The organism is Lichenicola cladoniae, assembly GCF_013201075.1.
Taxonomy (GTDB): Bacteria; Pseudomonadota; Alphaproteobacteria; order Acetobacterales; family Acetobacteraceae; genus Lichenicola; species Lichenicola cladoniae.
The window spans coordinates 4,348,494-4,375,300 of the sequence record NZ_CP053708.1 but is presented as its reverse complement, the minus strand read 5'-3'; the positions used below and the strand labels follow the sequence as shown (position 1 = coordinate 4,375,300).

The 26,807-nt window shown below is 65.7% G+C and carries 25 protein-coding genes and 3 pseudogenes; 13 read left to right on the top strand and 15 right to left on the bottom strand.

Features of this window, described 5'->3' with window-relative positions:
- Positions 1-13 precede the first annotated feature (13 nt).
- Complete coding sequence (ampC, locus tag HN018_RS19885) at positions 14-1,180, top strand: class C beta-lactamase (RefSeq protein ID WP_171833799.1); 1,167 nt, start codon at positions 14-16, stop codon at positions 1,178-1,180.
- Here the strand turns inward: ampC and HN018_RS19880 are convergent.
- Positions 1,170-3,449: a TonB-dependent receptor gene (locus HN018_RS19880; protein WP_239478845.1), complete on the bottom strand. Its 2,280-nt coding sequence runs from the start codon at positions 3,447-3,449 to the stop codon at positions 1,170-1,172. The two genes, ampC and HN018_RS19880, sit on opposite strands and share 11 nt — an antisense overlap.
- 201 nt (positions 3,450-3,650) lie before the next feature.
- On the bottom strand, positions 3,651-4,937 hold the full coding sequence (locus tag HN018_RS19875; RefSeq protein WP_171833675.1) for an MFS transporter: 1,287 nt from the start codon (positions 4,935-4,937) through the stop codon (positions 3,651-3,653).
- Here HN018_RS19875 and HN018_RS19870 point away from each other — a divergent pair.
- The 3 genes and pseudogenes from HN018_RS19870 to HN018_RS19860 all read left to right on the top strand — a co-directional run.
- On the top strand, positions 4,936-5,937 hold the full coding sequence (locus HN018_RS19870; RefSeq protein ID WP_171833674.1) for an ornithine cyclodeaminase family protein: 1,002 nt from the start codon (positions 4,936-4,938) through the stop codon (positions 5,935-5,937). The genes HN018_RS19875 and HN018_RS19870 overlap by 2 nt on opposite strands.
- On the top strand, positions 5,937-7,511 hold the full coding sequence (locus HN018_RS19865) for an HAL/PAL/TAL family ammonia-lyase (RefSeq protein ID WP_171833673.1): 1,575 nt from the start codon (positions 5,937-5,939) through the stop codon (positions 7,509-7,511). The genes HN018_RS19870 and HN018_RS19865 overlap by 1 nt, the downstream gene beginning before the upstream one ends.
- Positions 7,512-7,682: 171 nt before the next feature.
- Positions 7,683-7,793 (top strand): annotated as a pseudogene (locus HN018_RS19860) (IS5/IS1182 family transposase); the annotation flags it as partial.
- On the opposite strand, the pseudogene HN018_RS19855 reads toward HN018_RS19860, so the two are convergent.
- Both HN018_RS19855 and HN018_RS19850 read right to left on the bottom strand, forming a co-directional pair.
- Positions 7,790-7,978, bottom strand: a pseudogene (locus HN018_RS19855) (IS481 family transposase); the annotation flags it as partial. The pseudogenes HN018_RS19860 and HN018_RS19855 overlap by 4 nt on opposite strands.
- A 99-nt stretch (positions 7,979-8,077) precedes the next feature.
- The gene (locus HN018_RS19850) at positions 8,078-9,457 is read right to left on the bottom strand and encodes an epoxide hydrolase family protein (protein ID WP_239478843.1); all 1,380 of its coding nucleotides are present in this window, start codon (positions 9,455-9,457) and stop codon (positions 8,078-8,080) included.
- Between the two features lie 211 nt (positions 9,458-9,668).
- On the opposite strand from HN018_RS19850, the gene HN018_RS19845 reads away from it, so the two are divergent.
- The 3 genes from HN018_RS19845 to HN018_RS19835 all read left to right on the top strand — a co-directional run bounded on the left by HN018_RS19845 (position 9,669) and on the right by HN018_RS19835 (position 12,071).
- A complete protein-coding gene (locus tag HN018_RS19845) occupies positions 9,669-10,760 on the top strand; it encodes a sensor histidine kinase (protein ID WP_204259584.1) in 1,092 nt (363 codons plus the stop codon).
- Positions 10,750-11,484 (top strand): LytR/AlgR family response regulator transcription factor, encoded by a 735-nt coding sequence (locus HN018_RS19840; RefSeq protein WP_171833671.1) that lies wholly within the window; start codon positions 10,750-10,752, stop codon positions 11,482-11,484. Before HN018_RS19845 ends, HN018_RS19840 begins: the two co-directional genes overlap by 11 nt.
- A gap of 326 nt (positions 11,485-11,810) precedes the next feature.
- The gene (locus HN018_RS19835) at positions 11,811-12,071 is read left to right on the top strand and encodes a hypothetical protein (protein WP_172443500.1); all 261 of its coding nucleotides are present in this window, start codon (positions 11,811-11,813) and stop codon (positions 12,069-12,071) included.
- Between the two features lie 46 nt (positions 12,072-12,117).
- Here HN018_RS19835 and HN018_RS19830 read toward each other — a convergent pair whose 3' ends face one another.
- Positions 12,118-12,777 carry a sulfotransferase family 2 domain-containing protein gene (locus HN018_RS19830; RefSeq protein ID WP_171833669.1) on the bottom strand — a complete coding sequence of 220 codons (660 nt, stop codon included), beginning with the start codon at positions 12,775-12,777 and terminating at the stop codon, positions 12,118-12,120.
- A gap of 177 nt (positions 12,778-12,954) precedes the next feature.
- Positions 12,955-13,113, bottom strand: a pseudogene (locus tag HN018_RS19825) (IS5/IS1182 family transposase); the annotation flags it as partial.
- A 272-nt stretch (positions 13,114-13,385) separates the two neighbouring features.
- Between HN018_RS19825 and HN018_RS19820 the strand changes: the two are divergent.
- Positions 13,386-14,498 (top strand): class I SAM-dependent methyltransferase, encoded by a 1,113-nt coding sequence (locus HN018_RS19820; RefSeq protein WP_171833668.1) that lies wholly within the window; start codon positions 13,386-13,388, stop codon positions 14,496-14,498.
- Here HN018_RS19820 and HN018_RS19815 read toward each other — a convergent pair.
- From HN018_RS19815 to HN018_RS19795, 5 genes are all read right to left on the bottom strand, one after another.
- The gene (locus tag HN018_RS19815) at positions 14,484-14,723 is read right to left on the bottom strand and encodes a hypothetical protein (RefSeq protein WP_171833667.1); all 240 of its coding nucleotides are present in this window, start codon (positions 14,721-14,723) and stop codon (positions 14,484-14,486) included. The genes HN018_RS19820 and HN018_RS19815 overlap by 15 nt on opposite strands.
- A 142-nt stretch (positions 14,724-14,865) precedes the next feature.
- Entirely contained in the window at positions 14,866-19,392 is a 4,527-nt protein-coding gene (locus HN018_RS19810) for an AAA family ATPase (RefSeq protein WP_171833666.1), read from the bottom strand.
- 31 nt (positions 19,393-19,423) lie between these two features.
- Positions 19,424-20,053, bottom strand: coding sequence for a thioredoxin domain-containing protein (locus tag HN018_RS19805; RefSeq protein WP_171833665.1), 630 nt, complete (start codon positions 20,051-20,053; stop codon positions 19,424-19,426).
- A gap of 63 nt (positions 20,054-20,116) precedes the next feature.
- Positions 20,117-20,743, bottom strand: a complete 627-nt coding sequence (locus HN018_RS19800) for a thioredoxin domain-containing protein (protein WP_171833664.1) — start codon at positions 20,741-20,743, stop codon at positions 20,117-20,119.
- 34 nt (positions 20,744-20,777) lie between these two features.
- Positions 20,778-21,287: a DUF721 domain-containing protein gene (locus tag HN018_RS19795; protein ID WP_171833663.1), complete on the bottom strand. Its 510-nt coding sequence runs from the start codon at positions 21,285-21,287 to the stop codon at positions 20,778-20,780.
- Between the two features lie 9 nt (positions 21,288-21,296).
- Here HN018_RS19795 and HN018_RS19790 point away from each other — a divergent pair, with 9 nt between their 5' ends.
- The 4 genes from HN018_RS19790 (at position 21,297) to HN018_RS19780 (ending at position 23,877) form a co-directional block, all read left to right on the top strand.
- Positions 21,297-22,349, top strand: coding sequence for an A/G-specific adenine glycosylase (locus HN018_RS19790; RefSeq protein ID WP_239478841.1), 1,053 nt, complete (start codon positions 21,297-21,299; stop codon positions 22,347-22,349).
- A 129-nt stretch (positions 22,350-22,478) separates the two neighbouring features.
- Positions 22,479-22,601 carry a hypothetical protein gene (locus HN018_RS29155; RefSeq protein ID WP_275434159.1) on the top strand — a complete coding sequence of 41 codons (123 nt, stop codon included), beginning with the start codon at positions 22,479-22,481 and terminating at the stop codon, positions 22,599-22,601.
- Entirely contained in the window at positions 22,598-23,188 is a 591-nt protein-coding gene (locus HN018_RS19785) for a chemotaxis protein CheB (protein WP_171833661.1), read from the top strand. Before HN018_RS29155 ends, HN018_RS19785 begins: the two co-directional genes overlap by 4 nt.
- Positions 23,189-23,289: 101 nt before the next feature.
- Positions 23,290-23,877, top strand: coding sequence for a hypothetical protein (locus HN018_RS19780; protein ID WP_171833660.1), 588 nt, complete (start codon positions 23,290-23,292; stop codon positions 23,875-23,877).
- A 6-nt stretch (positions 23,878-23,883) separates the two neighbouring features.
- Here HN018_RS19780 and HN018_RS19775 read toward each other — a convergent pair whose 3' ends face one another.
- Complete coding sequence (locus tag HN018_RS19775; protein WP_171833659.1) at positions 23,884-24,303, bottom strand: GFA family protein; 420 nt, start codon at positions 24,301-24,303, stop codon at positions 23,884-23,886.
- A gap of 36 nt (positions 24,304-24,339) precedes the next feature.
- Positions 24,340-25,206, bottom strand: a complete 867-nt coding sequence (locus tag HN018_RS19770; RefSeq protein ID WP_171833658.1) for a LysR family transcriptional regulator — start codon at positions 25,204-25,206, stop codon at positions 24,340-24,342.
- A gap of 115 nt (positions 25,207-25,321) precedes the next feature.
- Between HN018_RS19770 and HN018_RS19765 the strand changes: the two genes are divergently transcribed.
- A complete protein-coding gene (locus tag HN018_RS19765) occupies positions 25,322-26,008 on the top strand; it encodes a glutathione S-transferase family protein (RefSeq protein WP_171833657.1) in 687 nt (228 codons plus the stop codon).
- A 47-nt stretch (positions 26,009-26,055) separates the two neighbouring features.
- On the opposite strand, the gene HN018_RS19760 is transcribed toward HN018_RS19765, so the two are convergent.
- Together HN018_RS19760 and HN018_RS19755 are read right to left on the bottom strand one after the other, a co-directional pair.
- Complete coding sequence (locus HN018_RS19760) at positions 26,056-26,430, bottom strand: hypothetical protein (RefSeq protein ID WP_171833656.1); 375 nt, start codon at positions 26,428-26,430, stop codon at positions 26,056-26,058.
- Positions 26,431-26,471: 41 nt separating this feature from the next.
- Positions 26,472-26,687 (bottom strand): hypothetical protein, encoded by a 216-nt coding sequence (locus HN018_RS19755; protein ID WP_171833655.1) that lies wholly within the window; start codon positions 26,685-26,687, stop codon positions 26,472-26,474.
- Positions 26,688-26,807: the final 120 nt, after the last annotated feature.

The following is a 26,807-nucleotide window of genomic DNA, read 5'->3' as shown; positions in this document are numbered from 1 at the left end:
CGGCATCATGCGAATGAACATCCCGGGCGCAATCATCGCGGTGCTGTGCGTTTGCTTCCTGCACCCGACCGCCGGCGACGCGGCCGATGGAAGCCGCACGGCTGTCCAGGAGGTCGTGGCGCACGCGATCCGGCCGGTCATGGCGAAATACGGCATCCCCGGCATGGCGGTGGGGATCGTCCTGGATGGCCAGACCTACGTCTACGATTACGGGGTGGCTTCAAAGGCTTCCGGTCGGCCGGTCGAGAGTGGCACGCTGTTCGAGATCGGCTCGGTCAGCAAAACCTTTACCGCGACCCTGGTCTCGTATGCGCAGCTCGGCGGCCACCTCTCGCTGTCCGATACTGCCGGCAAGTATTTCCCCATCCTGCGTGGCAGCAGATTCGACGCGGTGAGCCTGCTCGAACTCGGCACCCACACCCCTGGCGGCTTTCCCCTGCAGCTTCCGGACGACATCCACGATACCGCCCAGCTGATGAGCTACTTCCGAAATTGGAAGCCGGCCTATGCACCGGGAACGTATCGGACATACGCCAATCCGAGCATCGGGATGTTCGGCCTCATCGCTGCGAAGAGCATGAACGAGGATTTCGCGACGCTGATGGAGGGCAGGCTGTTCCCGGGCCTGGGCCTGAAGGACAGCTTCATACACGTTCCCCGAAACCGGATGGACAGTTACGCGCAGGGCTACACGGACGCCGATGTTCCCATCCGGATGTCGTTGGACATTCTCGGACCCGAGGCCTACGGCGTCAGGATCAATGCCGGCGGCCTGCTTCGCTTCGTGGAGGCCAACATGGGCATGCTGCCGCTCGACCCGGAATGGCAGCGCGCATTGACCGATACCCACACCGGCTATTTCCGGATCGGCGCGATGACGCAGGACCTGGTCTGGGAACAGTATTCCTATCCGGTCGACCTGAAGACCTTGCTGGACGGCAACGGCGATCGGATGAGCCGGCACGCCAATCCTGCCGCCAGGCTGGAGCCGCCGCTGCCGCCGAAGGGCGATGTGCTGATCAACAAGACCGGATCGACCAACGGCTTCGGCGCCTACGTCGCCTTCATCCCCGATCGAAAGCTCGGTATCGTGCTGCTGGCGAACAAGAACTATCCAATTGCCGCGCGCGTGACGGTGGCCCTGGACATATTGATGCAGCTAGACCGCGTCAGAAAGTAACCCCGACCGAACCGAAGAACTGTCGCGGCGCCCCCATCAGGAACGACTGGTAGTCGCCCGAGATCGGGTCGCCGTTCTCGCCGGTGGTGGCGACATAACGGGTGTTGAACAGGTTGTACGCGTTGAGCTGCAGGGTGATGCGGCTCAGCGGTCCATGCTCGCCGAGTACGTAGCGGGCACCGAGGCTGGCGATGAAGTAGCCCGGCACCGAGGTGTCGTTCAGGTAGCTCAGATAGCGGTGCGAGTAGTAGTTGCCGTCGATATGCGCATCGAGCCGGCCGATCTGGTAGGCGATGCTGCCTTTATACATCAGTGTCGGATAGTTCGGGATCGACTTGCCGCGCAGATTGTCGACGCCGCTCGATGTGGCGATGTCGTTGTCGAAGGTCGACCGGTTGTAGCTGATCGAGTTGTAGATCGAGAGATGACGTACCGGATAGAAGGTGCCGCTGAGCTCGACGCCGTTGGTGGTGACGCCACCGACATTCTGCACCGCCGTGGTCGGGTTGATGACCGGGCCGAACGAGATAGTCTGCAGCCGGTTCGAGAAATCGACGTGATACAGAGACAACAAGCCGATGAACGGCTTCGTCGTCAGCCGGTAGCCGCCTTCGTAGACCCAGTCGGTTTCCGGCTTGATCGAGCTCTGGATCTGCTTGAACGCGGTTTCGTTGGCGCTCCAGGGTGTGTTGGAGCTGTTGGTGCTGTACCCGTCCTCGGGATAGCCGCGCATGTTGTGCGAGACGTCGGCAAAGAACTCCTGGTGCCGCGCGAAGCGCCAGTTGGCGCTGAACTGCGGCAGGAAACCGTTCGAGGCGGTCAGCGCGCCGGTGCCGATCTGCGCGCCGCCGTTATACGCCGGGTCCTGCGCGGTGGCCTCGTTGCCGGTATGGATCACCAGCGAGCGGAAGCCGGCGTTCAGGGTCAGGCTCGGCAGCACCCGCCAGGTATCCTGGAGGTGATACTGCACGGTGTTGGTGTTCCAGACTTCCGCCCATGGCACCGCGAACGGGTGGTCGGGCGTGTGGTCGTTCGGATCGCCGAGCGTGCCCTGGCCCAGCAGCGGGGCCTCGGAGAAATAGCGTGACTCGGTGAACTGGTCGTACTCGTACCAGATGCCGCTCTCGATGGTGTGCCGGCCGATATCCCAGCTCAGGGCCGAGAGCAGGCCATAGCGGGTGATCGCCGGCTGCATCGTGCGGATCGAGAGCGGTGCGCCGTTCGGGGATGGGGTGTAGGGCGTGGTCCAGGTCGAGTAGCCGTTGTCGCCGTGGCCGTAGATCGTCGACTTCCAGTCCAGGCTGTTGGTCAGCAAGGTGTCGAAGGTCAGGCCGGACAGGAAATCCTGCCGTTTCGCGGTGCCGGCATAGTACGAAACGTCGAGCGGGTCATGCGAGCGGGTTTCGCCGTGCGTGTAGATGCCCTGGGCGGCGTGATAGGCGGCCGTATAGTCGGGATAGTAGTTATCCACCCGGCCGCCGAGCGTCTGCAGGTAATCGAGCGATTCATCCTGGTAGTCGAATTGCTTGAGCGCGCTCCAGTCGAAGAACAGCTTCAGGCTAGACACGCCACCGATCGGCTGCACCAGCTTGAGGTTGACCTGGTCGCTCTCGTTGTATCCCGCCCCTTTCCACTTATCGAGATCGGTGTGAGCGTAGGACACGTAGAACTTGGTTCCGGTCGGATTCAGGATGCCGCTCTGCAGCCGGATGAACGTCCGGTAGGTATCGTTGCTGCCGAACGTCTGTTCGAGCGTGCCGCCGTACTTGTCGGTGGGATCGGCGGAATAGAACTGCACCGCGCCGCCGAGATTGCTGGTGGAGGCGATCGCCAGCCCGCCGGAGCCCTGCGATACGTTGGCGCGTGCGACATTGTCGCTGGTGATCGCGCGGGTGACGCTCAGGCCGTTATAGTTGTTGAAGGCCTGGTCGCCGAGCGGGATGTCGTCGAGCGTGAAGCCGAGCTGCGTCTGTGCGAAGCCACGGATATAGAGCCGGGCCGACCACTCGTAGGCGCCGAACGGGTCGGCGGACTGGAAATTTACCCCCGGCAGCTGCGCCAGCACCTTGAGCGGATTGGTGCCCGGTGCGGCCGCCTGGATGGTTTTCGCCGAGACCGAGGTGAGCTGGCGGGTCGAGCCCTGGCCATAGACGCTGACTGTCTCCGGGGCGGTGGTGGTCAGCGTGCGTGCGGTGGTGCTGGCAGGGGTTGGGCTGGCCACGCTCGCCGTCTGCGCATGCGCAACTCCTCCGCCGAGACCTGCCAGCATGGCAGAGCTCCCAAGAAGGTGAACACGCAGGCAGCGGCGCAGGGCAGGGAACATGGGAGGTCTCGTCCTTCGTCAGGTAGAACCTGGCTGATGGTCGATACCTAGCCACCTCGTTGCAGCTTAGATACGCTGCGCCCTGTAGTCTCCGGGTTTATACGAATGCACTGTTACTAATATACATCATACAACTTCGTGATGTGGTTATAACGCCGTCCTGGCGTTTGGGTCGCGAACGCCGATCCAGTAGACGAATGCAGCACTCATCCCGATCGCGGCACCGGTCACCAGGGCCGGCGTGAACGAGCCGGTCGCCTGGACCACCCCGCCGGTCACGATCGGCGCCAGTGCACCACCGATCGAGCCGCCGACGTTCTGGATTGCCTCGAGGGTCGCGACCGAACCGCTCGTCGTGGCGACCGCGGCCAGTGCCCAGCCGCAAGAGGACGCCAGGTTCGCGCAGAACAACGCCAGGCTGGCCAGGATGATCGCGGGGCCGGCTGCATGGCAGAAGGCCAGGCCGAGCGTGGCCGCCGCGCCGAGCAGCATGGCGGCGATCAGTGGCCGGGTGCATGACGCGATCGGGCTCACGCCACGCCGGCCCAGCGCATGGGAAATCGCCCCGCCCAGCAACGCGCCTCCGAAGCCGCACAGCTGCGGCACCGCGGCCCAGATGCCGACCTGCCTAAGGGTCAGATGCAGCACGCTGTGCAGGTAGTCGGGCAGCCAGCTGCCATAAAGCCAGATCGTGTAGACGACGCCGAAGAAGCCGAGCGCCATGGCCCAGCTGGTCCGGGTTCGCAGCAGGTCGCGCCAACTGGTCGGCTCGCTGTCCGCAATCGTGGCCGGTGTATCCGCGAACGGCCGCTCACCGGGCTTCGGGTCCCGGTACAGCGCGTGCCAGGCGACCGCGACCACCAGCCCGGAGGCCCCGATGACAATGAACGCGATGCGCCAGCCGAACGCCAGCATCAGCAGGGTCAGCAGCGGCGGCGCGATCGCCGGCCCGAGTGCGGAGGATGCGTTGAAGATCCCGATCGGCAGCGCGCGATCCCGTGGTCCCCACCAGGCGGTGCACACCTTGGTGCCGGCGAGATAAAGCGGGGACTCGCCGATCCCGAGCGCCAGGCGCGCGCCGATGAACGGGATCAGGCCGCCGACCATGCCCGCCGCCGCCTGTGCCACCGACCAGACGCAGAGGCCGATGGTCAGCAGGCGGCGCGGGCCATAGCGATCGATCAGCATGCCGACCGGGATCTGCGACAGCCCGTAGCTCCAGGAGAAGGCGGATAGCAGGATACCCATCTCGATCCGCGACAGGCCCAACGATTCTCGGATCGGCGCATTGGCAATGGCGACCGCCGACCGGTCCAGGTAGTTGACGCAGCCGGCGATCACCAGAAGACCGAGTGCGATCACCCGGATCCGCCGGAGCCGCCTGGCTCTGGTCGTGTCCGCGATGGCCGTGGAACGAGGAGACTGTGTCTGCATGCAGCCGATCTATATCGACTTTCTCAATCGGTTCGACGTCGAGGCGCTGGCGATCGACGATGACGAGATCCTGGCGGCGATCGAGACCAGCCTGGCGACGCAGGGTCGCGGCGAGGCGGTCATCGAACCGCGCATGCACCTGGAGCCCGGCGTCTCGAATGGTCACTTCAACGTGCTGCGCGGCGCCCTGAAGGCGCCGATCAACCTGGCCGGGGTCAAGGTGGTCGGCGATTTCGTCGACAACTACACGCTCGGCCTGCCTTCCGAGTTGGCGACGCTGTTGCTGCTCGATCCCGGCACCGGCATTCCCAGGGCAATCCTGGACGCGAGCGGCATCACCGACATGCGGACCGGCGGGATGACGGCGATCGGCGCCAAATACCTGGCGCGCCGGTCGTCGAAGGTGCTCGGCCATATCGGCGCGCGCGGCACCGCCTACTGGAACGTCCGGCTGCTCGACCGGCTGTTCGATTTCGACGAGATCCGCATCCATTCCCGGCGTCCGGAAAGCCGCGACGCGTTCGCCGACCGGCTGAGCCAGGATCTTGGCAAGACCGTGATCGTGACGGCGGACTGGCGGAGCTGCGTCGAGGGCGCCGACATCGTGGTCGAGGCGTCGCGGCTGATGGCGCCAGAACCGCTGCTGCACACCGACTGGATCAAGCCGGGCGCCCTGGTCGTGCCGTACGGCACCATGAGTGCGGTCGAGCTGTCGCTGACCGGCATCATGGACAAGATGGTGGTCGATGACTGGGGCCAGTGCCGCGCCGGCAAGTTCGGCAGCCTGCGCGCGCATGTCGAGGCCGGGCTGCTGTCGGAGGCCACGCTGCATGCAGAGCTCGGCCAGATCGTCGCCGGCCTGCGTCCGGGCCGCGAGACCGAGGACGAGACCATCCTGCTATGGCATCGCGGGCTGTCGCTGTCCGACATCGCGCTGGGACACGCCATGCTGCAGAAGGCGGCTCGGCTCGGCATCGGCCAGAAGCTGCGCTGGGCGTGATGCCGGCAATACTGGAGATCGGCGGCCCGGTCCCGCTGACGGCGCGTCGTCTGGCCGAGGCGGCACACGCAGGCCAGGCGGTGCGGCTGTATCCCGACGCGCTCGAACGGATACGGGCCTCGCATGGCGTGGTGGCGCGGCTCGCATCCTCCGGTGCCCGGATCTACGGCGTCACCACCGGACTGGGTGCCGTCGTGGATACGAAGCTCGACGCCACCGACACGGACGTGCAACGCCGTGTCGTGATGGCCCGTGCCGTCGGGGTCGGCGCGTTCGCGACCGACGAGCAGGTGCGAGCCATCATGCTGGCGCGTCTGGCCGGCTTCGCGGTCGGCACTGCAGGAATATCGGTTGCGGTCGTCGAGGCCTACCTGGCGCTGTTGAACGCCGGCATCGTTCCGCAGGTCCCGCTGACCGGATCGCTGGGTGAGGCCGATCTCGTGCCGCTGGCGCACATCGCGTCGGTGCTGCTGGGCGGCGGCCGGGCCACTCTCGACGGAGAGTTGCTGTCCGGTGCCGACGCCCTGGCGCGCGCCGGCTTGGTTCCGCCGAAGCTCGGCCTGAAGGACGGGCTCGCCCTGGTGTCTTCCAACGCGGCGTCCTGCGGCCTCGGCGCTCTGGTGGTGGCGGATGCAGAGCGCGCCATGGCGGCGCTTGTGGCTGCTGCGTCGCTCAGCTTCGAAGCCCAGCGCGCCAATCTCTTGCCGCTTCGCGCCGATGTCGTCGCCTTGCATCCGGTGCCGGGACAGGCTGGGATCGCCAGCGAGATGCTGGGGCTGCTGCAGCGCGGTGCGCTCGATCGGCCGGATGCCGCACGACTGCTGCACGACCCGCTGAGCTTCCGGTGCACGCCTTCGGTCCTGGGCTGCGCGCTGGACGCGATCGGGTCCGCCACCCGCGCCGTCGAGCTCGAGCTTGCCATGTCGGACGATAATCCTGCGGTGCTGGCCGATCCGGACCGTATCGTCGGCACGGCGAGCTTTGATACCACCCACCTGACGATGGCGTTCGAGACGCTTGGTTTGGCGCTGTCGCGAGTGGCTGCGCTGAGCGGTGCCCGCATCATGCAATTGATGTCGTCCGGCAATAGCGGGCTTTCACGCTTCCTGACGCCGCGCCCGGATGGCCGAAGCGGGTTGGCGCCGCTGCAGAAGACCGTCGCCGCCCTTGTCGCCGGGATCGGGCACGATGCGATGCCGATGGCCGCCTGGGTCATGCCGGTCGCCGACGGCATCGAGGATTATGCCACGATGGCGGTTCCGGTCGTGGAAAAGACCGGGGCCATCGTAGAGCGTCTGCAATTGCTGGCGGCGGCGGAACTCATGACCGCTGCGCAGGCGATCGATCTGCGGCCCGGCCTGGTACTCGGTGATGGGACGTCGTTGCACAGGACCCTGGTTCGCTCGCTGACGGCTTTCCTGGATGAGGATCGCTCGCTGGCCGGCGACCTCGATGCGCTGCACGATGCGATCCGCGCCGATGCATTCTGCGACGTCAGGAAACGTCTGTTTGGTCCGGCATCGACTGCCGGTCTCGACCCGGATGCGGACGCGCTCGAGACCGAAGATCCTTAGGTGCGGTTTTTACTCGAATGCTTGTAGTGGCCCGACCGGGTCATTCTTAATGGAGTTACGAACACTGCCCCAGCCTGATGGAGAGATCCATGCACACTCCGGGCGATCAAGCCTCGCCAACCAGTAACCTCGAATAGCCCTGGATGGTGTCACAGCGATCGACCTTCAGGTGGCAGGCAGGGCCGTGTATGGTGCCGGCCGGACAAGCTTCGCGCTGACAAAGCCTATCACCACCGACGCTGCCGCCAGGCCTGCCGACGTCGCGGGATCGCGCTGCGCATCGGGTAGATCTTGAACCTCCGCCTACCAGTTTTGTCACCGTCGATCTCAGGAAAATGAGAGATGTCATGGTGCTGCAGACATCGGTGCAGACTGGATCGTGTAAGGTGTGGCAAGGATGGCTGCGGAGCATACAGGCAATCATCGAGCGGCAGCAACGTGTGCCGACGGAACGCCACGACCGCGGCCTACCGAGCCAGCGTGAAGGTCGATGATCGAACCTGATCGTCCGTCGTTGCGACGCGCCGTCGGTCATCTCGTCCGAACTTCCGACGCAGTCACGCTCGCTATACCCGCATACTTGCGAAGCACGCCCGTAGTTCCGAGGTGAACAGCGCAGGCTGCTCGAACGCCGCGAAGTGGCCGCCCTTCGACACTTGGTTCCAGTAGAAGAGCTTCGGATAGGTCCGTTCACCCCAGATGCGCGGCGGCCGGTAGATCTCTCCCGGAAACACGCTGACGCCGACAGGGATATCCACCACCTGACGCGAAATTTGGTTCCCTGAGTTTTCCGTATACAGCCTTGCCGACGAGGCGGCTGTCGCCGTAAGCCAGTAGAGCATGATGTCGTCGAGCATCGCATCGCGCGAAATCACCGATTCCGGGTTCCGGTTGCTGTCGGTCCAATCCGTGAACTTCTCGTAGATCCAGGTGGCCTGTCCCACCGGAGAATCAACGAGGCCGTAGCCAAGTGTCTGCGGCCGGGTTTCCTGGATCTCCCCATAACCTACTCCCGTGCGGAAGAACGCCTTGAGCTCAGCGATTGCGGCCTTCTCTTCGGCGGTTGGCTCGCCTTCGAGTGGCGGTGGCGAAAGGGTGGGAAAGTTGAGGTGGATTGCGGCTAGCCCTTCAGGCTTTTGTACGCCGAGCCATGTGGTTACATGAGCTCCCCAGTCGCCGCCCTGTGCGACCCAGCGATCATAGTTGAGCCGCTTCATCAGCGTGCTCCACGCGGTGGCGATTCTCGGTACGTCCCAGCCCACCTGCTTCGGTTTATCCGAGAAGCCGTAACCCGGCAGCGAAGGGATGACGACGTGGAACGCATCCTCGGCTCGCCCACCATGTGCTTCCGGGTCGGTCAGCGGACCGATCACGTCAAGAAACTCGACCACCGAGCCCGGCCATCCGTGCGTGAGGATGATTGGCAGAGCATTTGCGTGCTTGGAGCGCACATGGAGAAAGTGGATGCCCAGGCCGTCAACGGAAGTCCGGAACTGCGGAAACGCGTTGAGCCTTCGCTCGAGTCGTCCCATATCGTAGCGATCCCGCCAGTATTCGATAAGAATCCGCGCTCTCGCCAGCTGTACGCCTTGCGACCCATCGTTCACAGTCTCCCGCTCGGGCCAACGTGTCATCGCGAGTCGCCGCCTGAGATCCGCGATCGCGTCCGGCGCGATGGCGACGCGGAAAGCACTCACCGCCTCGTTCGCGGGTGGCGGCTCGACCACGATCGATATTTGCGAGGCTGCCTTGGCCGACCCAAATCCGAACGCACCGAGGCCTAAAGAAGCCTGCAGTAGCGTCCGGCGCGAAGGGGTAGGCGTTCCGCCAGGTATGTCGCCACTTGGTAGACCCTCTTCCATCGATGTTCCTTGTTTATTGACGCCGCACGGCAGATGATCCGCATCATTACTTGGCTGTAATTTGAAGACATTGGGGAGGTGCATTGCGAGATCCTGCGTAGAGATCGGCCCGGCCGGAACCGATCTTCGACCAACCGTAAACAGGGCTCGATGGACGACGTGAGGAGGACTGCGTCGGCCCAGCCCGCGGGCTATAAGTCTCTACATGCGCTTACCGAGACCTCAATTACCCTTCAGGGTCCGATCCTTCGATACGGCCTGGGCTTCGATCGTCGGCTTCTGGCTACTCTACTTCGTGGTCAACACCGTGCGCGCCATCGCCGTCGCGCATCCGCGCCAATGGGAGATGATGGGCCGGCGCGCCTTGATCATCTTGCTGATGATGGGGGTGACTTGGGCGGTCCACCGGTTTTTGAAGCGGATGGTCGGGTCGTTGCAACGAAGCGTCGTGGCCGCCGCCGCGATCGCCTTGCCGGCGGCCTTGGCCTACGCGTCCCTGAACGCGTTTGTCTTGGCCTTGCCGATCACCGTGCATGACGGGAGGCGGGTCCCAGGCCAAGCCTGGGGATGCCCCCGTGTCGAAAGGACCACGGCCGGTGTGTCGGCGGGTGACGGGCTAGCTCTCAGCCAGGTCAACTGCGACCCCGAATCGCTGGCCGAGCAGATCATCGTTACCACGGCGGACGGCTACTTTCTGTTCATCGCCTGGTCGGCCCTCTACCTCGCGCTACAGTACGCGGGCGAGGTGCGCATCCTGGAGCGGCGTGGCGCGGAGCTTCGGGCGGCCGCGCAGTCGGCCGAACTTCGTGCCCTTCGCTACCAGGTCAACCCGCACTTCCTGTTCAACACCTTGAACTCGCTCTCCAGCCTGGTGATGACAGGCCGCTTGCAGGCGGCGGAGCGGATGATCGCCAATTTATCGACCTTTTTCCGCACCAGCCTTGGCGGCGATCCCACCCAGGACGTGACCCTGTCCGAGGAGATCGCGCTGCAGCGGCTCTATCTCGACATCGAGGCCGTGCGCTTCCCCGAGCGCCTGATCGTGGACATCGACGTTCCTCCCGAACTCGGTAGTGCGCGTGTGCCGGGACTGATCCTGCAGCCGTTGGTGGAGAATGCCGTCAAGCACGGCGTGTCGAAGACCTCGCGCCCAGTGACAATCACGCTGCGCGCGGACGTGGCCGAGGCCATGCTTCGGCTCTCGGTGGACGACGACGGGGCGTCGGTCGACAGGGGCGGAGCAGAGGGAACGGGCGTCGGCTTGCGCAACGTCTGCGATCGCCTCGCCGCCCGCTACGGGGACGCGGCTGGCTGCCGCTGGGTGCGCAGGCCCCGTGGCGGCTTCCGGGTTGAGATTGTCCTGCCGCTCGCGCGCCATGCCTGGTGATCGCCACCTGCGCACCCTTGTGGTGGACGACGAGCCACTGGCGGTGGAGCGGCTACAGGTGCTCTGCGCACAGCTGGATGAGGTGGAGCTGGTGGGGGCGGCGTCCAACGGTGAGGCTGCGTTGCGGCTGATCGGGGCGCTGTCGCCCGACCTGATCCTGCTGGACATTTCCATGCCCGGCCTCGACGGACTGGCTGTGGCCCGCGCCCTGGAGGGACGACCCGTGCGTCCAGCCGTGGTGTTTTGCACCGCGTTCGACCAGTTCGCGGTGAGCGCCTTCGACGTCGCCGCCAGCGACTACCTGCTCAAGCCTGTGGAGCTCGAACGGCTGGCCAAGGCGGTGGCCCGCGTAAGCGACGCCGCGCCGGCCGGCGCCAGGACCACGTCATCACCCTGGGTCGCGCAACTCTGGGTCCCACACCGGGCCGAAATGATCCGGGTTTCTGTTGCCGAGATCGACCGGATTGAGGCGGAGCGCGACTACATGCGGCTGCACGTGGGCGCGCGCAGCTATCTGGTGCATCAAACGCTGAGCGAGCTGGAGCACAAGCTCGATCCGGAGCACTTTTTGCGGCTGCATCGATCGGTGATCGTGCGGCGCGCGGTGATCAGGCGACTCCATCACGACGGTCTGGGCGCCTGGCGCGCGGCGCTTGCAGACGGGACGCAGGTTCGGATCGGACGCACCTACCTCGCGGCGGCAAAGGCCATGATCGGGCTCTGAAACTCCACTTTCTAGGCTTGGAGCCTACAGCCGGGCTGCGATCCGGAAGATCTGCGGCAGAACACTGCCGTGATTTTCCTTAACTGGCTCTGCTTCAAATCGGCCGATCTTTACCTGGGATAAAGGGTATCATCCTCGCTCGAAGCAGGTTGACGCTGGCGCGACCATAAATTGCGCACTTCAGCATTTTAGGAGCAAACCTGCACTTAAGACATTTCAGAAGCTATCTATCCGAAGCGGGCGATGCGTCTGTCGCTTTCCGCACCTGATTGTGCACACGCGCTCATGCTGCCAAAAGTGTGAGCCACATGTTCAACGGGGCTCCAGTGAAGATCCGCCTGCAACGTCTGCAACGCCTACTCGCGGTTTTAGGGGTAGTTACCGTTCCTATCGCATCGGCCATGGCCCCCGATGTGGTTCGGTTGTCCGTAGACCCAGAAGGCCTCGAAAAGATCGATGCCTTCGTCTCCGGGCATCTCGGAACGTTTCTGTTCGATAGCGGCATCGGCGTGTCGGGAATTACTCGGGTCTTTTCTGGCTCTATCGGCTGCAAGCCATGGGGGATAATTTACCGGATTCCGTTCTAAGGCGGCGTGCCACTCGGTGATCCGTATCAGGCACAGCATTAAACACCTAGGCTGTTGTCCAGTCTTGATAAAAGTCAATATCATCTGTCAGAAGGTTCGCTAAACTCTCCAATACTTCATCTGAAATGACAGGACTCATCGCGCGGAGCGATCCAACATTCTCCCGTGGCAAAGAGATTTCACGATCAAGCAACGCGCACAGGGTCGGCAGCCTCTGCGGAAGCGCTTCTATGCTAGACACAAAATCGAGTTCGGATCGATCGACACCGCCAAAAAATACCTGTCGATAGAAATTCTTTATAACTGGGAGTCGCGCGAACTCCAGTAAGGACAGGTCATTACGTAGTAAATAGTCCCTGATCGGATGCCCGGAAGGATGATCCTGCCGAAAGAAATAGTAGTGCGATATCGTTCTCTCGATCGGATGGCGAAGTATCGTTATTCGCCGAACCGACCGGCTAATAAACCGGAACTTTTTTACGTCCAAGTGACCATGTATTGCCTGAACGTTCTTATCAAGTCCTTCGTAGAGTTGCCGAGTACGTTCTGCTGATCCCTCTGGATCAATATTAGTTCTCGATATTGGATTTGCAGGATTGTCACCGTGCATCAGAAAAACGGTCGCCGGCGCGTAGGCCTGCTCTAAAGCTAGTCTCAGTGAACTTCCAGCGCACTTAGTCACATGTATTGAAATAACTTCCACCATGGTTTTCCATCTTTGTTAACGAGAGCACTGGGTTTGTTTGGCAAGATCACAGCAATCTATTATGAATAATTTCTATGACCCTATCAAGGCGCATCCTACCCGAGGCTTGACAGTCTAACCGTCGTAACGACCGTTGAGAAAGTGTTGGGTGAGAACTTTTGTGCAGTAGATTTTCGGTCATGGGGTCATGGCTACGAAGATCATGGCCTTGGACACGTCGATCCGGCGCTCATGGTCACGAACGAGGCTACGCCAACGGGTCATCCAGCCGCAGGTCCGCTTCACGATCCGTCGGCGCGGCGATACCTTGAAGCCCTGGGCGCCATTGCCCCGCCTACTCGCAATCCAGCATCAGCTCGACATCATGATGGTCCGGAACAGGAAGCGCCGCGCCAAATCTCGAACGAGCCATAGACTGTGCGCCACTGCCCGGATGGGACCTTGGCTCGCAGCCGCCGGCCCTCCGGCGCCCAACCGCACTCCGGTCCGTGAACGAAACGAGGTTTTTACCCCAAACCTGCTTTTCGATGGTGACTTGAATGTCAGCATCATAATCCGCATAGTCGAGCGATGATGCGATCGATCGACGGCACGTTCAACGGCCCAGGATGAACGAGCCCGAGCGGTCCGATGCGTTCGATTCCGTTCTTGCGGAGCTCGATGGCAAACATCCCGACGGTGAACAGTATGTTCGCCTTGCCACGGTCGTCCTCGAGCATCCCAAGGCCCGGGCCCTGGCAACGCTGGATCCGTTTTCCGCCGAATATCGAACCGCGGCGCTCGATCTGTATGCGACCCTGCGTGCCCGTAAAGACGATGATCTCTACGTGGCCGAGCGCGACGAGGCGTCCGAGAGCAACGGTGTCGTGCCGGCGGATCTATGGACCGGCCTGGTCCCATGGAGCTTCAAGAACCCGAAGCTGCTGGCCGAGTTCATGTTCGCGTGGGGAAACATCCTGCAACTGCTGAACGTTTCGCCGGGGCAGAGCGTCCTCGAATATGGTCCCGGCAGCGGGCAGTTGCTGCTGATGCTGGCGCGGATGGGCATACAGGCGAACGGCGTCGATATCGACCAGACGGCGCTCGACGGTATCCGCCGGCAGGCCGATATTCTCGGGCTGCCGGTCAACCTCGAGTGCGGGCGGTTCGGCGCCGGGTTCGAGGCCGAACGTTTCGATGCCATCCTATTTTTCGAGGCATTCCACCACGCGCTGGATTTCCAGGAGCTGCTGCAGACGCTGCGTCAGCGACTGAAGCCGGGTGGACGGCTGATACTGTGTGGCGAACCCATCGTCGATACGGTCATCCCGGCGATCCCGTTCGCATGGGGCCCGCGGATGGACGCATTGTCGGTGTTCTGCATGCGGCGGTGGGGGTGGATGGAGCTCGGGTTTACCCGCGAGTTCCTGACCGAGGCTGCGCGCCGGGCCGGCTGGCGGACAACGCACCATCCGTTTCCCGGCTACGGCCGTGCCTGCGCGTTCGTGCTCGAGCCGGTCGAGGCGGATAAGCCGGTCGAACCGGCAGCGCCGGTCGTGCAGGTTCCGGTCATGCCCACCCCGGACGATGGCTCGATCCCGTCCGCTACGGCAGTATCCGAACAGCTACGCCGGGAACTGACTGCGATGCAGCAGTCAACATCATGGCGCGTGACCGGTTTCCTGCGCGATCTGGGACGGTTGAAGCTCCGCCTGATCGGTAGTTCGTCACGGCGTTCCTGAGATCTCGGCCAAGCTGAGGCTGTAGTCGTTCGGGATCAGGGTCCCGATCAGGATCGATTGCGACCAGCTCTCGTGCTTGATCTCAGCATCGAGCCGGGGATTGTACTGGTAGGAGATGTTGTAGGCCGATGCATATCGCTGCAAGTCGGCATCCCCGGTCAGATCGGGTAGCTGGGCGCCGCAGATCTCTACAGCTTGATGGACGGGAACATGGAAGTCCTTCACCTGGCGGTCGAGGCAGGCAGTGTCCCCCGGTTATTTCGGATGGAACTGCACATCGCATCCGGCCAAAGCCGTAACGGCGCTCATGACGATAATCATCTTGATGATTTCCATGCTGATCACCCAGCCCGGCAAGAATCCAGATTTAACCGACCATCTCCGTCGCCCGCGCCAGATCGACCGACAGAACCCGGCTGACTCCACGCTCCTGCATCGTGACGCCGTAGAGCCGGTCCATATGCGCCATGGTCAGCTGATGATGGGTCACCACCAGGAATCGCGTCCCGGTTTCCTGTACCATGTCGCCCAGCAGCGCGCAGAAGCGATCGACGTTGGCATCGTCGAGCGGCGCATCCACCTCGTCCAGCACACAGACCGGGGCGGGATTGCAGCGGAATACGGCGAAGATCAGCGATAGCGCGGTCAGCGCCTGCTCGCCGCCGGACAGCAGCGACAGGGTGGCGAGCTTCTTGCCCGGCGGCTGCGCGTAGATTTCCAGCCCGGCACTGAGCGGGTCGTCCGATCCGACCATGCCGAGATGCGCGCGACCGCCGTTGAACATGCGCGCGAACAGTGCCTGGAAGTGCTTGTCGACAATCTCGAATACCGCGAGCAGGCGTGCCCTTCCGTCCCGGTTCAGCTGGTCGATCTGGCTGCGCAGATGATTGACCGCCTCCTGGATTTCCAGCGCCTCGTGCTCGATGACGGCGATCCGCTCGACCGCCGACTGCAGTTCGAGTTCGGCGCGCAGATTGACCGGCCCGATCTCGTCGCGTTCGCGGGTGAGCCTGGCGATCCGCCGGCGCAGGCTGGTCTCGGCCGAATCCGACAGGTCGGCCGGCACGAAATCCGGCGGCTCCGGCGTCTCGGCCAGGATCTGGTCGAGAATTGCCTGCGCCTGTTCCTGTCGCGCATCCGCCCGCAATACGCCCTCGCGGGCATCGACAAGGCCTGCCTCCCGCGTGCGCCGCTCGATCTGGGCGTCGTGCAGCGCCGTATCGGCCTGTTCGAGCCGGTCGTGGGCCGCCTGTTGCGCCTCCGTCGCCAGCCGGCCTGCGGCATCGAGCGCCAGGGTGCGCGCCTCGGCCTCAGCCGGGCCGGCGGCCAGCCGGGCCTGCTCGGTCATCGCGTCGGCCAGCCGGGCCTCCGCGGACCCGAGCGAGGCCTCGGCGGCGGCCGTACGCGCCAGCCAGTCGGCCAGTCCTGCCTCGAGCGGACCGCGCCTGGCGTCGTGCCCGGCCTGTTCGGCGCCGAGGGCTGCGCGTGCCTCGGCTACCTCGCGCTCCTCCACCCGGATCGCACCGAGATCCTCGCGTGCCGAATTGGCCTGCGTGGCGGCTTCGACCGGGTCGGCCAGCAGGGCGGCCGCCTCCGCCAACGATCGGACGAGACGGGCGACCTCGTCCTGCTCAGCGAGCGATGACTCCTGCCTGACAGCGAGCGCGTCCAGCCGGCTGCTTCCGTCGCGAACGGCGGTGGCCAGCTGGTCGCGCTCGGCCAGGCAGGTCGCCAGAGATGCCTCGGCGGTGCGGCGCTCCGTCCGGGCAACCTGTTCCATCCGGTTCGCCGACGCGGCACGCTCGAGTGCATCCCGCAATGTCAGGTCGCCGACGTCCGGTGCGGTCAGCCCGGATAAGGCATCTTGCGCGGCACGGAACCGTGCCGTCGCGGCCGCGGCCTCGTCCCGGGTCGATTCCAGCAGCGGCTTCAGGGCCCCGCTGGCATTCTCGCTCTCGGCATGCCGCCCGAGCCGGTCCGAGGCGTCGGCGCGCGCCTGCTGCAGCCGCGCTTCGGCGGCCCGGCGCACGCTGCGTGCCTGGTCCTCCGCCGCAACGGCCTCCGTCTCAAGCTGAACGGATGCCGCATGCGTCGCCGCGAGAGTGGCCGCATCGGCAAGTGCATCCAGGGCCGCAAGGGCTGCCTGCAGGGCGTGCCCGGATTCGTCGCGCGCGGCAACGGTGCGAGCCAGATGCGGTGCCAGCGCATCGCGTCGCACCCGCGCCTCGGCGTCGCGTCGTCCGGCCTCCGCCTCGCCGGTCCTGGCGGTATCCAGCACCTGCTCGGCGACGGCGCGGGCGGTCCTGGCCGAGCGTGCCTCGGCGAGGGTGGCGTCGCAGTCCGCAATACAGCGTGCCGATCGCTGTTCCGCCGGCGCGATGGCGGCCGCCGCGTCCTGGTGCCCGGCGCGTGTGTCCCGCAGCCGGTTCCGAAGTTGCAGTCGTAGGGCGGCCTGGCTCGCGAGGCCGGGCATGGTTCGATAGCCGTCCCAGCGCCAGAGCCCGCCATCCCGCGTCACCAGGCACTGGCCGGGTTGCAGTTCCGCCTGCCGGAGTGCGGCATCGGCGGCACTGTCGGTCAGCCCGGCCCGGGACAGCGCACGGCTCAGCCGGGCGGGTGCGACGACGAGCGTATCGAGCGCCACGGCTCCGGCCGGCAGCGGTTCGAGGTCCATGGCCGGAAGGTCGAGCCAGGCACGCGGTGCATCGGCGTCGCAGGCCGCTTCGAGCCCATCCGCCAGGAAGGCGGCCAGCGCAGCCTCCAGCCCGTCGGGAACATCGAGCTCGTCCGCCAGTGTTCGCCAACCCTGGTCCCAGGCGGCTCCGTGGTCGTCGCCGACCGCCAGGGCCTGGGCGAGTCCGTCCACTTCCGCGCCCAGCCGTCCGTGCGCGTCACGACAGGCCGAGAGCGCGGCTGCGGCGTCGCGGGCCGCTTCGTTCGCCGCCTCATGAGCCGCGTCGGCGTCGGCCAGCCGCGCCTGCACTGCGCCAAGCGTGGCGTCCGCTGCCGCCCGTGCGCTCCGTGCAGTGTCGAGGAGTTCGGCCGGCGGGATCGCGGCCAGCGCATCGGCATGATTGCGCGACACGGTGTCGTGCTGGACCACGGCGCCTGCATGCGCTGCCTCCGCCTGGCGCAGCGTCGTTTCGAGCTGGCTGCGTTGCCGGCCAGCCTCCTGCAGCTGGGCGCCGCTCTCGATCCGGGCCGACACCGCCGCAGCCCGTCCGGCCTCCGCACCCTCCAGGGCCGTGGCGGCGGCAGTGCGCGCTGCATCCGCCATCGTCATCGCATCCGAGACGGCCTCGCGCTCGGCCAATGGCAGCAACCCGGCTTCCGCCTGCTGCAGGCGCAAGGTGAGGGCGGCATGGTCGGCCATCAGCCGCGCGGCCCGGGTCTCGGTGTCCTGCACCGCCTGGCTGGCCAGCTGATGCAGCCGGCGGGTTTCCGCCGCCTCGATCCGGGCGGCATCGGCGGCGCGGGAGGCGCCGGCATGGGCTGCCTGGGCCGCCTCCAGTGCGTCGCCCGCCATCTCCAGGGCCCGTGCCGCATCGATGCAGGCCTGTTCGTGTGCCTCCAGTTGCGCGGGACCGGGCAGCAAGGCTTCCGCATCGGTGCTTTCCTGCCCGAGCTGGACCAGCACCGCCTGCACCCGCGACAGGCGTGCGTCGGCGCCGGCCCGGTCGCGGGCGGATTCCGCATGCGCCGCCTGGGCCGAGGTCGCAGCGCCGGCCGTTACCTGTACCGCATGCTCGGCCATCTGCATTTGCTCTCGCAGCCGGACCAGCCTGGCCTCTTCCGCGTCACGCCGTCCGGGGAGGCTGTACGCAGCCGCGTCGAGCGCATCGCGCTCGCCGGCAAGGCGCGACAGGGCATCCCGCGCATCGGCCAGCCGGGCGGCGGCCTCGTCGCGATCGCGCACCGCGTGGCCGAGCCGGGCGTCCGCCTGTTCCGCTTCGCGGCGGGCGCGGTCGCCCTCCTGCGCCGCGGTCTCCGCCTCGATCCGGCGTCGCTCCGCCAGGCTGCGCGTTTCGGCCTCGGCCTCGCGCAGGGCCGGGACCGCGGCTTCGGCTTCCTGCTCGGCCGTCACTGCCCGGGCGAGATGGTGACCGGCCTCCTCCAGCGCACTCCGGGTCGCGATCCGGGCAGCGCCGGCGTCGATGACCGCCCGGGCGGCGCGGGCATGCAGCAATGCCAGCAGCGTCGTCTCGGCGGTGCGCAGTTGCGTGCCGACCTCGCGGTAGCGGCCGGCCTGCTGCGCCTGCTCGGACAGGGCCTGCACCCGCGCGTCGAGCTGCAGGCGCAGATCCTCGACCCGCACCATGTTGCCGTCGGTGGCGCGCAGCTTCAGCTCGGCCTCGTGGCGCCGGGCATGCAGCCCGGTGATCCCGGCCGCTTCTTCCAGGATCGAGCGGCGTTCTTCCGGGCGGGCGCTGACGATGGCGCTCACCCGGCCCTGGCTGACCATCGCCGACGACCGCGCCCCGCTGGCGAGATCGGCGAACAATGTCTGCACGTCCCGCGCCCGGGCCTCGCGGCCGTTCACCCGGTAGAAGCTGCCGGAGCCGCGCTCGATGCGCCGGCTGATCTGCAGCTCGTGCTGCTCGTGGAACGGCGGCGGCGCCAGTCCGGTCGCTTCCTCGAGGGTGAGCACCACCTCGGCGAGATTGCGGGCCGGGCGGGATGCGGTACCGGCGAAGATCAGGTCGTCCATCTCGCCGCCGCGCAGCGAGCGGGCGCTGCTCTCGCCCATCGCCCAGCGCAACGCCTCGACGACGTTGGACTTGCCGCAGCCGTTCGGCCCGACGATGCCGGTCAGGCCGGGCAGGATCTCCACGCTGACCGGCTCCGCGAAGCTCTTGAAGCCGGCGATGCGGAGGCGGGCAAACCGGACGGGCATGGGGTCGCGCTACTCTCGAAGGCCGCCCGGATCAGGCTCCGGCCTCGGTCACCTTCTTCGCGAAGGTGTCGTATTCCATCTCGCCGGAAAACAGCGTCTTGCCGAAGATGAACGAGGGCGTGCTGTCGATCTTGTAGGTTGCCTGGCCGACGTTCTGCTCGTCCAGGATCGCCTGGCGCAGGCCCTGGTCGTCGATCGTCTTCTGGAACACGTCGTGCGGCATGCCGGCCAGCGCCGCCATCTGCGCGAGTTCGACCTGCGGGTCGTTGCTCTGCGAGAACGCCCAGCGGTCCTGGCTGGCAAGCAGCGACTCGACGAACGGCACGTAGCGTTCCGGCGGCAGCGCACGGGCGACCATCACGGCGGTGAGCGCCACCTGGTCGAGCGGGAAGTCGCAGAACACGTAGCGGATCCGTCCGGTGTCGATCAGCTTGGCCTTCACCTCAGGGAACACGACTTGGCTGAAGCGGGCGCAGTGGGTGCAGGTCATCGAAAACCATTCCTGCACCACGAGTTTCGCATCCGGCTTGCCGAGCGAGCGGGCGGCCATGCGCGGATCGGCCGAGGCCGCACGGGCCGAGCCGAGCGAAGCGCCATCCAGGAGAGCGGCGGCGGGCAGGCCGATGCCGGCAAGAAGCAGGGTGCGGCGAAACAGGCTCATCGACGATAAACTCCAGCAGGGGTCGGCCAGGATAATAGATCCGGATGCGCCGGACGTCGCGCTCTAGCCCGGAGTCGCCAGCGCCTTGTCCGTGGCTGCGGCGAACTCGGCGTAGGTTTCGATCGGGCCGGCCTTGTCGTTGCCGAAAATGAAGGTGGGCGTGCCCTGGATGTCGTAGCGCTTCTGGCCGTCATCCTGCTCGGCCACGATCGCGTTTCGCAACGGGTCGTGCGCCAGCGCCTGGAACGCCGGCTCCGCCATGCCGGCCAGTGCGGCCTGATGGCCGAGTTCGGTCGCGGGGTCGGAGCCGAACGCCCAGCGATCCTGGCTGGCGAACAGGCTGTCGATGAACGGCAGGTAGCGTTCCGGCGGCAACGAGCGCGCCACGGCGGCGGCGACCAGTGCGAGCTGGTCGAGCGGAAAGTCGTGGAACACGAAGAACACCTTGCCGGTGTCGATCAGCTTCGCCTTCACCTCGGGGAACACGGTCAGCGCGAAGTGGGCGCAATGGGTGCAGGTCAGCGAGAACCATTCCTGGACCACGATTTTGGCGTCCGGGCTGCCGAGCGCGCGCTGGTCCATCCTTGCGTCGGCCCGCTGCGCGAACGCCGGACGGACCAGGCCGGCACCCAGTAGCGGCATCAACAGGGCAGGCGCTCCGGCGAGCAGGGTTCGGCGGTGGATCGGCATCGTCAGGCTCCGCGGCACGGCTGGGTTTCGATTGTCAACGACGGTTCCGGCCGGCCGCGATGCGCCCGCCGAGTCGCGCCAGTGCGTCGTGCAGCGGTCCGTCCGGAAGGTCGGGGATCATGGCCGGCACCGGTTCGGGAGCGCGAGGCTCCTGGTCGGCAAGACCGGTGATGGAGTCATCCTGCACGAAGCGCAACCGTTCCACGACCTGACGCCCCAGCGCGCTGTTGATACGGGCAATGAGCTGCGGCGCCAGATGCTGCAGCTCCAGTGCCACCACGCCGGTCGCGGCCAGGGTCAGGGTGCCGCCGGAGAAGCGTCGCGGCGAGGTGATCGCGGCCGTGACCGGGCCCACCAGCGCCGGCCAGTCGCTCATCAACTGCGCGGACGCGGGCGAGCGTGCCTTGAAGGCCGGCCGGGTGATCGGCGGCAGCAGGCTCGCCAGCGTGCGCGGGCCATACACATGCCGGGTCGCCGGGTAGGGCGCTGCATTCGGCGCCGGGATCGCGCCGGGCGGCTTGCCGGTAGGGACGTCCTTCGCCATAGACGCGTCGTGCCTCCCGAAGCTCGAGACCTGTTGCGCTGGTACGACCGGCACCGGCGCATCCTGCCCTGGCGCGCGGCGCCGGGCGAGACCGCCGATCCCTACCACGTCTGGCTCAGCGAGATCATGCTGCAGCAGACCACGGTGGCGGCGGTGGTGCCGTACTACAGGCGCTTTCTGGAGTTGTTCCCGACCGTGCGGGCGCTGGCCGAGGCGCCGCAGGAACGGGTGATGCAGGCCTGGGCCGGGCTCGGTTATTACGCACGGGCCCGCAACCTGCATGCCTGCGCGCAGGCAGTGGCCCGGATGGGCGGGTTCCCGGACAGCATCGACGGATTGCGCCTGCTGCCTGGCATCGGCGGCTATACCGCGCCGGCGATCGGCGCGATCGCCTTCGGTATCCCGGCGGTGCCGGTCGACGGCAATGTCGAGCGCGTGGTGTCGCGCCTGTTCGCGATCGACGCGCCGCTGCCGGGCAGCCGCAAGGCGATGGCGCTGGCTGCGGCAACACTCGGGACCGATCCCCTGGCCCGCGCCCGTCCGTCCGATTTCGCGCAGGGCCTGTTCGATCTCGGGGCCACGCTGTGCACCCCGAAGCGGCCGGCCTGCGTGCTGTGTCCGTGGGCGTCCCCTTGCTTGGCGCGGGCACGCGGGATCGCCGAGACGCTGCCGGTGAAGGCGGCCAAGCCGGCGCGCCCGGAGCGGCATGGAGTCGTGTTCCACCTGACCGACGCGCAGGGTGCGGTGCTGCTGCAGCGGCGTCCACCGACGGGCCTGCTCGGCGGCATGACCGAACTGCCCGGCACGCCATGGCGGGATGCGACGTGGTCCGGCGGTGAAACCCTGGCCCTGGCGCCGATTGCGGCCGACTGGCATTCGGCAGGCTCGGTCCGGCACGTCTTCACCCATTTCGCACTCACGCTGGACGTGAGGCGGGCCCGGTGCGCCACCATTCCGGCCGAGGCCGTGGCCGGCCGGTTCCTGTGTCCGGCCGGCAAGCTGGCCGGGGAGGCGCTGCCGACCCTGATGCGCAAGGCGCTGGCCGTCGCGGAAGCCGGCTGACCGTGCCTGCCGGAACGCGATCGTGCATGACGAGCCCGGATCGGTATATCGTCCCATTCAAGGGTGCGCGAGCGCGCCATCATCGTGCGCTCATCCAGGCACCGGTGCAGCTTCCGAATGGAGACGGCGATGACGCGGATGCCAGCGAACATGTCGCTGCCGGGCGTGATCCGGCTGGTAGCCGATGATCATGCCGGCCCTTCCGGGCGCCGTACCGTTCGGCATCGGCAGCTTCTGGCAATCCCGCAATGACCCAGCCGCATCTTCCGATGTTCGTGGCGATCGGCGCCTCGGGCAGCGAAGGCCTGGACGATATCAGGGATCTTCTGGGCGCGCTGCCGGCGACGCTCGATGCGATCGTCATGGTCGTGCTGCATCGGCCGAGCGACCAGATCAGCCATCTGCGCGAGGTGCTCGCCCGAAGCACGCGGTTGCGCGTCCTAATCGCGACCGAGACCGAAAGCCTGGAACCCGGAACCTGCTATATCGGTGCACCGGACGAACACCTGACCCTGGTCGACACCAACCTCGCCCACATGGTCCCGGGCGAAGACAACCGGCTGCGTGATCGCACCGTGGACACGCTGTTCAACTCGCTGGCGCTGCATGCCGGCAACCGGACGATCGGCATCGTCCTGTCCGGCTGGCTCAGCGACGGCTCTCGCGGCCTTGCGGCGATCCACGCCAGCGGCGGGCTGACGATGGTGCTCGATCCCGGGCACAAGCCGCGCGGCATGCAGCAGAACGCGATCGACTTCGACGGTCCGATCAGCCTGATCGGCACGGCGGCCGAGATCGCGGCGCTGGTCATCGAGGAAGCCGGCATCCTCGTGCCGTGAGCCTGGGCGACGTTGCGGGCCAGCGGAGAGCTTGTGCTGGGCTCGATCTATCCCAGTTAGGCGAAGCGATCCTGGTGTGATCGCCGATGAACCGAGGCTCGATGACCATGATCCGTGAACAGGCGCTGTTCGACGCCCTCTCCGCTGTCAGCCGATCCTTCGCCGAGGATGGCATCCCGACGCTCGCCGATGCCGATGGGGCCAAGGTCGGCGGACCGGCGGCGGGGCCCTCCGAGACCCTGGAGGCCATGGACCCGGAGGTGAGGGAAGCCCTCGGCGAGGCTGCCCTGGCGGTCGCGTACGGAGCATTCGCGTCGCAGGACCAGGCGGCCGGCGCAATGCACATGCTGGTCGGCGCGACCGGCCTGCTGGCACTGCATGCCGGCGAGGATGCGGATCCGGCCGCCGAGATGATGGGCGTGCTGGCCGACGATGCGCGGGTCGAGACCGAGGTCGACCGGGCCGGCGACGCGCTGGATCATGAGCTTGGCCGCGATGCCACTGCCGCGATGCAGATCGCGGCGCTGGAAGCACGCATCGCCGGCACCGCGATCATGCTGGCCGGCTGCACCCTGCCGGAAGTCCATGATGGCCAGGCTGCGGTGCGTGTCCATGCCGCCCGCTACCTGGTGCGGATCGCGGCAGGATTGCTGGCGATCAACGCAGTGGAGACCGCCACGCTTCCGTAGGTCGCGTCACCCGGCACATGATGGATAGGTGCCCCAGCCCCTGGGAAGATTCTCGCTCGCGGTCTCTATCGACATCCAGGGATGCTTCGAGCGCTCCCACAGCGAGGCGGCCGGGGCAGGATAGGCCGGGTCGCCGATTGCGCCCACCGCAATGCCGATCATGTCCGGCTTGCCGGTGGTCTTCCAATAGACCGACGTTCCACATCTGGAGCAGAACGAGGTACGAAATTCGCCACCTGCGTCCGTCGGCCGGACGAACTCCGTGACTTGGCCCGAGCATGTCACCATGCCGGCGGGATAATAGGCGCCAACGCCGAACGGCGAGCCCGTGCGACGCTGACAATCAAGGCAATGGCACGCAAAGATCTGCGATGACGGGCCCGGCAGATCGGCCGTCACTGCGCCGCAAACACATCGAGCCTGCATCGTCGTACTCCGGTCATTCTTCGGTCCGGCGCGGGGTCAGGCGCCGGCTGGCGGCATCCCGGCGCTCACCTGATCCGCCACGAACTCCAGCACCGCCCGCACGGCGGGCATGCGCCGCAGATCGGAATGAACGACGAGATAGATGTCCCGCGTGGCCCGCTCGAGATCGATCGACAGCGCGACCAGTTCCGGATCCCGATAGCTAAGGAAGCAGGGCAGCATCGCGATGCCGACCCCGGCTCGTGCCGCGGCAGCCTGGCACGCAAGATCGTTGGCACGGAACACGATGGAACGTCCGGCCGCAAAGGCGATGAGCCACTTCTGCTCAACCACATGATCCAGCGTGTGGTCGTAGGCGACGAACTCCCACTCGGCCGATGGTCGATCCGCGTAACCCGGAGCGGCATAGAGCCAGAACTCCATCGTGCCGATCTTGCGCGCGACGCTGCTGGCTTCCTGCGGCCGGCTGATCCGCACGGCGATGTCGGCCTCCTGCTGGCTCAGCGAGGCCACCGACTTGTTGCCCAGCAGCGTCAGATGAAGATCGGGATAGAGCCTGCGAAGACCCTGCAGCCGAGGCGCCAGGAAATAACTGGCGAAGGCCGGGGGCGTGCTGAGCGTCACGGTGCCGGACAGAGGCGAATGCTGCGCCTTCACCGCTCGTTCCAGCGCATGGGCCTGAGTCTGCATGCCCTGGCCAAGGACGGCGACCCGCTGGCCGGCTTCGGTCAACACCCACCGTTTCGGCAGCCGCTCGATCAGCGAGGTGTCGAACATCTGCTCGAGAGCGGAAACCCGGCGGCCGACCGTTGCGTGATCGACCTTGAGTGAGCGTGCGGCACCCGACAGCGTGCCGGTCTCGGCCAGCGCGAGGAAGTGCCGCATATCCTCCCAGTCGAACATCAGTGCATTTTCTCACAAGGCCTGTGCAGGAATACCGCGTTTTCCTCGGACGTGTCGAAGCCTAACTCTCCCTGCATCGGACCCGGACCGGGCTCGGAGCAGAAAGGCCACCACCATGAAGATCTACGACCGTCCCGGATTTCCCAACCCGGCCCGCATCCGTATCGTTCTTGCGGAGAAGAACCTTGATGCGAAGATCGAATTCGTGTCGATCGACCTGATCGGCGCCGAGCACAAGCAGACGGCGTTCCTGGCCAAGAATCCGTCCGGTGTGCTGCCGGTGCTGGAGCTCGACGATGGCACTTTTATCTCCGAGAGCACGGCAATTACCGAGTATCTGGACAACCTCGACGGCAATCCCACCCTCACCGGCAGAACGCCGCGCGAGAAGGCGATGATCCACATGATGCAGCGCCGTGCCGAGGCCGAAATGCTCGATGCGGTCGGCAACTACTTTCACAATGCCACGCCCGGTCTTGGACCGGTCCTGCAGGTCTACAAGAACCCCGAATGGATCGACCGGAATGCCTGGGGCAACCAGCAGCGCGACAAGGCACTGGCCGGAGCCAAATACTTCGACGAGGTCCTGAAGACCCGGCCCTACTTGGCGGGCGACGAGTTTTCGATGGCCGACATTACCCTCTTTGCCGGACTGATGTTCGCCGATGCCGCCGGGATCGCCATCCCGGACGAATACAAGGCCCTGTCGGCCTGGAGGTCGAAGGTCTCCGAGCTGCCGAGCGTCAAGAACCGGAGCGGCCAGATGTTTGCACCCGAGGACCTGAAGCGCCTCGGCTTCTGACCGGCTACGATCCCTGCCCCCGGCTCGTCCTACCCGTTTGCGAGCCTTTAAGGCCTCGGTGGTGTGCCGATAAGCATGGCGAGTGGCGCGAGAGGGCCGAGGGCGATCAGTTCGAAGTCCATCATGCCAGCAACGCCCAGCGGAAGCTTCTCGAGGATCTCGTGCGCTTCTGCACGGCTGGTGGCATTCATGATGAACACGACGCCATATCCTTCGGTCTGGAAGAACCAGCAGTCGATCTTGCCGTCAAGATAATTACGAACGGTCGCGCGTACCTCGAATGGAAGCACCGGAGCGATCGCCTCGGGCGTCCCCTTGGCGGTTACCGAACCGATCGCCAGGATCTTGTTGGTTCTGGTGGCAACAGCGGCAATCGCAGGAAGAATCTGAGCATGTACGCGCGGGTTTGGAACTTCGGACATCGTGATTTTCCTCTGAAGGCGATTGGGCTTCGATGGTGAAGCTATTTCGATAGAAGCAAACCAAGCGGAGCCAGTGGACCAATCGGAATGATCTGGAACTGCATCAGCCCTTCGCGGCGAAGGGGCAGGTTCCCGAGAAGGTCATTTCCCTTACTTGGATTGGTGACGTTCAAGATAAATATTACCCCTGTATGATCCTGCTTGACGAACCACTGGTCTGTTTTTCCGGCCAGATAGAGTTTGACAGTTTCACGCACGTCCGCCGGCTTCGGTCGCCTTCGACGTCAGCGTTCCTATCGCCAAGAGCTTGGTGACCGGAACGCCGGAAGCGGAGGCAATCGTAGAGGCGGACCGGCTTGGCGACGCGGACGAGACCA